An 8572-nucleotide genomic window follows, 5' to 3' on the forward strand; every position below is an offset into this window, starting at 1 on the left:
ATCCGAACGGGCCGGATGGCTCTCGACCGCTTATCGGCGCACGGCGGTCCCGGGCCCGAGGCTCGCCGCCACCGCCTCCCGGAAGCCCCGCGGGTCCTCCACCCACGGCAGGTGACCGGCCTCGGGCAGCACCACCCGCGTCGCACGCGGCAGGGTGCGCTCCAGTGAGTCCACCGCCGACCGCGGCCGGATGTCCTTCGCCCCGTCGACGACCAGCACGGGCACGTCCAGAGCCGCGCAGGCGGCGGCCAGAGCCGGTGTGCCGCAGACGCTCCTCGCCTCGGCGTTCAGCTGTCCGTTGCAGGCGAGGTTGATCCCGAACCAGGGCTCGGCCATCCGCTCGGCGTACCCCACCGCCCGGCCGCTGTCCGGGAACTCGGCCGACCAGTGCAGGACCGCCCATTCCCGCTCCTGGGCCTCGTCACGCCCCGGCGTGTCCGTCAGCTCCCGCCAGCGCGCCAGACGTTCGGGCCGCTCCCCCAGCCGGGCGAGCTGGTTCTCCCGGTAGGAGGCGTGCCAGTCGGTGTCCGGGCCGATGCCCGTACCGCTGACGTAGACCAGCGTGCCGACCCTGTCCGGGTGCGCCAGTGCGTAGTGCAGCGCCAGTTGGGCGCCCCAGGAGTGGCCCAGCAGTGTCATGCGGTCCAGCCCGAAGTGCCGTCGTACGGCGTCGAGATCGGCCACGGAGCGTTCCACGGTCCACGGCCCGTCGCAGGGTTGTGAGCGCCCGCAGCCGCGCTGGTCCCAGCGGACCACCGTGGCGAGATCGCCGAGCAGACCGGCGACGTCGTCGAACATGTCCCACAGTCCGGGGCCGCCGTGGCACAGCACCAGGGGCGTGGGGCCCCGGCCCGAGCGCTGGGCCCACAGCCGTACGCCGTCGTCGCTGGTCACCGTCTCCGTCTTCGCCATGGCGCCAGTGTTTCCGCCGGACAGGCCGACGGGCCAGGTCTTTTCGACCTGGCCCGTCGGCGCGCGGGCGGGGTCAGCCCATGTGCGGGTACGTGTAGTCGGTCGGCGGGACCAGGGTCTCCTTGATGGCGCGGGTGAGGGTCCAGCGCATCAGGTTCTGCGGGGCGCCGGCCTTGTCGTTGGTGCCGGAGGCGCGGCCGCCGCCGAAGGGCTGCTGGCCGACGACGGCGCCGGTCGACTTGTCGTTGATGTAGAAGTTGCCGGCGGCGTAGCGCAGCTTGTCCGCCGTGTAGGCCGCCGCGGCGCGGTCGTTCGCGATGACCGAGCCGGTCAGGGCGTAGTCGGAGACGGACTCCATCTGGGTCAGCATCTCGTCGTACTTGTCGTCCTCGTAGACGTACACGGCGATGATCGGGCCGAAGTACTCGGTGCGGAAGACCTCGTTCTCCGGGTCGGTGCACTCGATGACGGTCGGGCGGACGAAGTACCCCACGGAGTCGTCGTAGGTGCCGCCCGCGACGATCGTGCAGGACGGGTCCTCCTTGGCGCGGTCGATGGCGGCCTTGTTCTTGGCGAAGGCACGCTCGTCGATGACGGCGCCGATGAAGTTCGACAGGTCCGTGACGTCGCCCATCTTGATGCCGTCGACCTCGGCCGCGAGCTCCTCCTTGAAGCCGGAGTTCCAGATCGATGCGGGGATGTACGCCCGGGAGGTGGCGCTGCACTTCTGGCCCTGGAACTCGAAGGCACCGCGGGTGAACGCCGTCTTCAGGATCGCCGGGTCGGCCGACGGGTGGGCGACGAGGAAGTCCTTGCCGCCGGTCTCGCCGACGAGGCGAGGGTAGGTGCGGTACTTCTCGATGTTGTTGCCGACCGTCTTCCACAGGTACTGGAAGGTGGGGGTCGAGCCGGTGAAGTGGATGCCGGCGAGGTCGCGGTGCTCCAGGGCGACCTTGGAGACCTCGATGCCGTCACCGGTGACGAGGTTGATGACGCCCTTGGGCAGACCGGCCTCCTCCAGCAGCTGCATGAGCAGCACGGCGGCGTGCGTCTGCGTCGGGGACGGCTTCCAGACGACGACGTTGCCCATCAGGGCCGGGGCCGTCGGCAGGTTGCCCGCGATGGCGGTGAAGTTGAAGGGCGTGACCGCGTAGACGAAGCCCTCCAGCGGGCGGTGGTCCAGCCGGTTCCACACGCCCGGGGCGTTGGCCGGCGGCTGCTCGGCCAGCAGGTCGCGGGCGTAGGAGACGTTGAAGCGCCAGAAGTCGATCAGCTCGCAGGGCGTGTCGATCTCGGCCTGCTGGGCGGTCTTGGACTGGCCGAGCATGGTGGAGGCGGCGAGCGTCTCGCGCCACGGCCCGGACAGCAGCTCGGCGGCGCGCAGGATGATCGCCGCGCGGTCGTCGAAGGACAGGGCACGCCAGGCGGGGGCGGCGGCGAGGGCCGCGTCGATGGCGTCCTGGGCATCCTGCTGCGTGGCATTCCGGTACGTGCCGAGCACTGCCTGGTGGTTGTGCGGCTGGACGACCTGGAAGGCCTCGCCGCCGCCCATCCGCTTCTCGCCGCCGATGGTGCAGGGCAGGTCGACGGGGTTGTCGGCCAGCTCCTTCAGCCGGGCCTCCAGCCGGGCCCGCTCGGGCGAGCCGGGGGCGTAGCCGTGCACCGGCTCGTTGACGGGGGTGGGGACCTGGGTCACAGCGTCCATTTTTTCCGTAACTCCTTACTGAGCGGTGTTTCGGTCTCGGCCCTCGTGGGGCTGTCAGCCCTTGGTGATCATGCTGCGTGCGAAGAAGCGCAGGTTGGCCGGCTTCTCCGCGAGGCGCCTCATGAAGTAGCCGTACCAGTCGGTGCCGTAGGCGGTGTAGACGCGCATCCGGTGGCCCTCGGCGGCCAGCCGCAGGTGCTCGTCGGTGCGGATGCCGTAGAGCATCTGGTACTCGTACTCGTCGAGCTTGCGTCCGGCCTGGTGGGCGAGTTCCTGGCCGATCGCGATCAGTCGCGGGTCGTGGGACCCGATCATCGGGTACCCCTCCCCCCGCATCAACGTCCGCAGAATGCGAACGTACGCCCGATCGATCTCGTGTTTGTCCTGGTAAGCGACCGAGGCGGGCTCCTTGTAGGCGCCCTTGACCAGGCGGACCCGGCTGCCGCTCTCCGCGAGCCGGCGGGCGTCGGCCTCGGTGCGGAACAGGTAGGCCTGGATGACGCAGCCGGTCTGCGGGAAGTCCTTCCGCAGCTCCTCGTGGATGGCGAACATCGAGTCGAGGGTGGTGTGGTCCTCGGCGTCCAGCGTGACCGTGGTGCCGATCTCGGCGGCGGCCTCGACGACGGGGCGGACGTTCTTCAGGGCCAGCTCGTGGCCGTCGTCCAGGGCTTGCCCGAACATCGACAGCTTCACCGACATCTCGGCGCGGGTGCCGAGCTCCAGCGGCTTGAGGCGGTCGACGAGCTCCAGGTAGGCGTCCCGGGCGGCGGCGGCCTGCGCGGGGTTGGTGATGTCCTCGCCGACGACGTCCATCGTCAGCTCCAGCCCCTGCTCGGTCAGGCTCCGGACGACGGGGACGATGTCGTCGACGTCCTCGCCGGGGATGAAGCGGTCGACGACCTGCTTGGTCACCGGGGCCGCCGAGATCAGGCGTCGCATCCGGTCGCTGCGAGACGCGGCGAGAATCACGGGACCCAGCACGGGGCACCTCCAAGCACCAGCAACGTGAAGGCCGGACCCCTCGCGGACGACGCGTCGGGTACGGCACGGAGAACCACCGTGAAACCTAAGGATCCCTCCGATCGTCGGCCATCGACAGCTGTCACGCATCCGTGCCGCAGATCTCAGACAGATGTATGAAGGGGCCCGGGAAGTACGCGACAATGCCCGGGTGACGTCGGAACACAGGGGCGACTACGAGGAGCTGGTCGACGAGATCTCGGAGCTGCTCGGCGCGCCCGCGACCTTGGAGAACCGGGACTTCGAGCTGATCGCCTTCGGGGCCTACGACAGTGAGGGCGACCTCGATCCGTCGGCCCTGGACCCGGTGCGCACCCGCTCGATCCTCACCCGCCGTTCGACGGCGGCGGTCCGGGCCTGGTTCGAGGGCTTCGGCATCACCCGCGCGACGGCCCCGGTCCGCATCCCTCCGACACCGGAGGCCGGGGTCTACCGGGGCCGGATCTGCCTGCCGGTCCGCCACCGGGGCGTGGTGCACGGCTACATCTGGCTCCTGGACGACGATCCCGGCCCCAGCGAGCGCCAGCTCTCCGCCGCCATGCGGGTCACGGCCCGCATCGGCGCCCTGCTCGCGGACGAGGCGCAGCACGGCGCGGACCTCAGCCGCGAGCTGCGGGCCGTCCTCACCGCCGAGTCCGGCTGGCAGAGCGACATGGCCGTCGCCGAGCTCCGCACGGCCCTCGGTCCCCGCGCCGACGGCCTCCACGCGCTGATGTGCGTCGCCCCCTGGCCCTCGGCAGACCCGGACGACGCTCCGTCGGTGCGCGCGGTCCCGGGTGCGACGGCGCTGTGCACCCTGCCGTGGGGGGCGACGGCCCAGTGTCTGGCGGTGCTGATCCGCCTGCGCTCCCCGGACGTCCTGACTCCGGCGACCACGGCTGCGGGACGGCTGATGGAGCGGGCGCACGGCGGTAGCGGCCCGGAGCGCGGGACGGGCGGGTCAGGCGGGACGGGTGGGACAAGCAGGTCCGACGGGACCGGGACTGGCGGGACCAGCGGGACTGGCGGGACAAGCAGGTCCGGCGGGACGAGAGGGACCGGCGGGACCAGCGGGAGACTCGGGACAGTCGGGCCCGTCGGGACGAGCGGCGGTCCGGGCTCGGCAGCCGCCGGTATCGCCACCCCCCGCTCCGGCCTCGCCGAGTCGGCGACCGCCTGGCGGGAGGCGTCGGCGGCAGCCCGGGCAGCGCTGGCCGAGGCGCGCTTCGGGCCGGTCGCGCAGTGGGCGTCGATCGGGCCGTACCGGCTGCTCACGGCCCTGCCCCCCGAGGTCGCCCACGACCCCGTCGCCCGCACCCTGCTCACCCCGGTCCACCAGGAACTCGCCCGGACCGCCGAGGTCTACCTCGACTGCGCCGGCCAGGCCGCCCGGGCCGCCGCCGAGCTGGGCATCCACCGCCAGACCCTGTACTACCGGCTGTCCCGGATCGAGAAGCTCACCGGCCTCGACCTGGACGACGGTGAGGACCGTCTGCTGCTGCACATGGCCCTCAAGGCACACCGACTGTGAGGACGGCCCGCCCCGTGCCCCTGCTGCTGCTCGACCTCGACAACACCCTGATCGACCGGGACGCCGCCTACCGCGCCACGCTGCTGGACTTCCTGACCGAGCACGGGCTGCCCGAGGACGACATCCACTGGCTCATGACCGTCGACGCCAGTGGGTACACGCCCCGCCCGGAGGTCGCCCGGGCCATGCACGGGCGGTACGGCGACCGCGTCCCCCGGGAAGCGGTCCGCGCTCTGCTCGACCGGGGCGCGGCCGACCGTGTCGTACTGTCCGTGCCCGTCCGCACCGCACTCGAGAAGGCCACCGCCGCCGGCTGGACACTCGCCATCGTCACCAACGGACGCACCTCCCAGCAGGAGAGGAAGATCCGTATCACCGGCCTCGACGCGCTGACCCACGGCTGGGTCGTCTCCGAGGCCGTCGGCCACAAGAAGCCCGCGCCGGAGATCTTCCACGCCGCTGCCGCCGCCGTCGGCGCCACGCTCGACGGCGCCTGGGTGATCGGCGACTCCCCGCACGCCGACATCGCCGGCGCGGCCGGCGTCGGCGCCCGCAGCGTCTGGGTGTCGGCGGGCCGCCCCTGGGCCGGTACGGCACTCACCCCGACCCGGACCGCCCCCGACACCGCGTCCGCCATCGACTCGGTCGTCGGCGCACCCGGGTGAGACGTCACTTCCTCTCGGCTGCCTCGATCACCCGGCGGAGCCCCGCTGCGAGCTGCTCGGCCTCCGGAGCGTTCTCCGGGTCGAAGGTCCACTGCGCCATCAGGCCCATCATCAGGGTCAGGTAGAAGGACCCGAGGGTGTCCACCTGCTCGTCCGTCACGTCGGCCTCGTGCCCGCCGAGGAAGAGGGGCAGGATGCCGCGCGCGCCCTCGCGCTGGGCCCGCGCGAGATGCTCCCGCACCTCAGGCAGCTGCTCCCCCATGGCCACGATCTCCATGCTGAGCCGCCACATCGAACCGGGCTCCCGCATGGTTCCGATGATGTTCGCCCAGACGTCGGTGAAGCGCTCCAGCGACCCCGGCTCTCCGCGCAGCTCACCGCCGCCCTCGAAGGCATCGGACATGCCCTCCACCATCTCGACGTACGCCTGTGCCAGCAGCGCGTCCTTCGAGCCGTAGTGGTAGCCGATCGAGGCCAGGTTGGTCCCCGATTCCTTGACGATGTCGCGCGCGGTCGTGCGCAGGAAGCCCTTCGCCAGCAGGCAGCGCTTGGCGCCCTCCAGCAGATCCTCACGGTGTCCCATGGCCCGCCACCCTATCCCGGGATCCAGACGGGCGTATTAAACAGCCGTACTAGACAAGCGTTTAAGACGCTCGTACAGTCCTGCCCATGACGACGAAAGCGCCCTCTCCCGCGCTCGCCGGCCGCCGCGAATGGACGGCCCTCGGCGTGCTGATGCTCCCGCTGCTGCTGGTCTCGATGGACGTCTCCGTCCTCTACTTCGCGATCCCCGCCATCAGCGCCGACCTGGAGCCGAGCGCCACCCAGCAACTGTGGATCTTCGACATCTACGGCTTCGTGCTGGCCGGCCTGCTGATGACGATGGGCTCGCTCGGCGACCGCATCGGCCGCCGCAGGCTTCTGCTGATCGGCGCCGCCGCCTTCGGCACGGCCTCGCTGGTCGCGGCCTACGCGAACAGCGCCGAGACCCTGATCGCCGCCCGCGCGGTCCTCGGCATCGGCGGGGCGACGCTGATGCCGTCCACGATGGCGCTCGTGCGCACGATGTTCACCGACCCCGCGCAGCGGACCAAGGCGATCGGTGTGTGGTCGGGGGTGATGACAGCCGGCATCGCGCTCGGCTCCGTGATGAGCGGCGTGCTCGTCGAGCACTTCTGGTGGGGCTCGGTCTTCCTGGTCAACCTGCCCGCGATGCTGCTGCTCCTGGCCCTCGGCCCCGTCCTGCTGCCCGAGTCCCGCACGCCGGACCCCGGCCGCTTCGACCTGCTGAGCGTCCCCCTGTCGATGGCAGCGGTGCTCCCCGTGATCTACGGCCTGAAGGAACTCGCGGCGGAGGGCTGGAACGTGCGGTACGTGATGTCGGTGACCGTCGGCCTGCTCTTCGCCGCGCTGTTCGTCCACCGCCAGCGCACCGCGGCCTCCCCGCTGATCTCCCCGGACCTGTTCCGGGCCCGCGGCTTCAGCCCGGCCGTCGTCCTCAACCTCGCCGCCGCCTTCGGCATGATGGGCTCGGCGTACTTCACGACCCAGTACATCCAGTCGGTCCTGGACAAGGGCCCCCTCGAAGCGGCGTTGTGGAGCCTGCTGCCGTCGGTGCCCATCGGGCTCGCGGCCCCGGTCTCCGCACAGCTCGTGCAGCGGGGCGTCCCCCGGGCGCACGTCGTCGGCGGAGGCTTCGCGGTCGCCGCGTGCGGCTACGTGATGCTGGCCCTGGCCGGTACGGACTCCCTCTGGCTGCTGCTCGCCGCGTGCGCCGTCCTGGCCTGCGGCATCGTGGCCGTCATGTCGCAGGTGGCGGACCTGGCCCTGAGCGCCGCTCCCGTGGAGAAGGCGGGCGCCGCGTCGTCCCTGCTGGAGACGGGCACGGAGTTCGGCGGCGCGCTGAGCATGGCGTTCCTCGGCTCCATCGGCACGGCCGTCTTCCGGCACGAGATCCCGGCTTCGGCACCCGTCGAGGCGCGCGAGACCCTGGGCGGCGCCCTGGCCGTGGCCGACCGGATCCCGGGGCGCGCGGGGGACGCCCTGGCCACGGCGGCGCGCGAGGCCTTCACCGGCGGCATGCACGCGGCGGCCGTCACGGGCGCGGTGCTGCTGGCCGGTGCGGCGGCAGCGGCGGTGCTGACCCTGCGGCGGGTGGGCGTACGGAAAGACGCCGGACGGGCTGATCAGCTCAGCCCGTCCGGCGTCTGAGGACGAGCCCGTTCACGCGAACGGGCGTCCGGGGGCGGAGCCCCCTTGAAGGTCAGGCCAGGTTCACCGACCGGGCCGAAGTCGCCCCGATCTCCGCGGCCACCTCGGCCAGGACGTTCGCGGTCACCGTGTCGTCCACGGTCAGGACCGCCAGCGCCTCGCCGCCGGCCACCGAACGCGACACCTGCATACCGGCGATGTTGAGGCCCGCTTCACCGAGGATGCGGCCGACGGTGCCGACGATGCCGGGGCGGTCCTCGTACTTCAGGACCAGCATGTGGTCGGCGAGCGCGAGGTCCACGTCGTAGTCACCGACCGCGACGATCTTCTGGAGGTGCTTGGGGCCGGCCAGCGTGCCGGACACCGACACCTCCTCGCCGTCGGCGAGGGTGCCGCGCACCGTGACGACGTTGCGGTGCTCGGTCGCCTCGGAGCTGGTGGTGAGGCGCACCTCGACGCCGCGCTCCTGCGCGAAGAGCGGCGCGTTGACGTAGGAGACCGTCTCGTCGACGACGTCCTCGAAGACACCCTTGAGCGCGGACAGCTCCA

General features: G+C 71.7%; 8 protein-coding genes. 3 read left to right on the forward strand and 5 right to left on the reverse strand.

The genetic code is table 11. The features are described from left to right. Positions 1-30: 30 nt before the first annotated feature. The 3 genes from ABT116_RS19095 to ABT116_RS19105 form a co-directional block, all read right to left on the reverse strand. Positions 31-912, reverse strand: a complete 882-nt coding sequence (locus tag ABT116_RS19095; RefSeq protein ID WP_351634832.1) for an alpha/beta fold hydrolase — start codon at positions 910-912, stop codon at positions 31-33. Positions 913-985: 73 nt separating this feature from the next. Next, entirely contained in the window at positions 986-2617 is a 1632-nt protein-coding gene (gene pruA / locus ABT116_RS19100; protein WP_351634835.1) for an L-glutamate gamma-semialdehyde dehydrogenase, read from the reverse strand. Positions 2618-2671: 54 nt separating this feature from the next. Beyond that, positions 2672-3598: a proline dehydrogenase family protein gene (locus ABT116_RS19105; protein ID WP_351634838.1), complete on the reverse strand. Its 927-nt coding sequence runs from the start codon at positions 3596-3598 to the stop codon at positions 2672-2674. Positions 3599-3749: 151 nt separating this feature from the next. Between ABT116_RS19105 and ABT116_RS19110 the strand changes: the two genes are divergently transcribed. After that, positions 3750-5147 (forward strand): PucR family transcriptional regulator, encoded by a 1398-nt coding sequence (locus ABT116_RS19110; RefSeq protein WP_502983895.1) that lies wholly within the window; start codon positions 3750-3752, stop codon positions 5145-5147. Between the two features lie 14 nt (positions 5148-5161). Then, positions 5162-5812 carry an HAD family hydrolase gene (locus ABT116_RS19115; RefSeq protein WP_351634844.1) on the forward strand — a complete coding sequence of 217 codons (651 nt, stop codon included), beginning with the start codon at positions 5162-5164 and terminating at the stop codon, positions 5810-5812. Between the two features lie 4 nt (positions 5813-5816). Here ABT116_RS19115 and ABT116_RS19120 read toward each other — a convergent pair whose 3' ends face one another. Further along, positions 5817-6395, reverse strand: coding sequence for a TetR/AcrR family transcriptional regulator (locus ABT116_RS19120; protein ID WP_351634847.1), 579 nt, complete (start codon positions 6393-6395; stop codon positions 5817-5819). Between the two features lie 86 nt (positions 6396-6481). On the opposite strand from ABT116_RS19120, the gene ABT116_RS19125 reads away from it, so the two are divergent. Continuing rightward, complete coding sequence (locus ABT116_RS19125; protein ID WP_351634850.1) at positions 6482-8023, forward strand: MFS transporter; 1542 nt, start codon at positions 6482-6484, stop codon at positions 8021-8023. Between the two features lie 52 nt (positions 8024-8075). Here ABT116_RS19125 and ABT116_RS19130 read toward each other — a convergent pair. Next, positions 8076-8572, reverse strand: a 497-nt coding sequence (locus tag ABT116_RS19130; RefSeq protein ID WP_351634853.1) for an ACT domain-containing protein, incomplete at its 5' end; no start/stop codon positions are given.

The organism is Streptomyces sp. NPDC002130 (assembly GCF_040296465.1).
Taxonomy (GTDB): Bacteria; Actinomycetota; Actinomycetes; order Streptomycetales; family Streptomycetaceae; genus Streptomyces.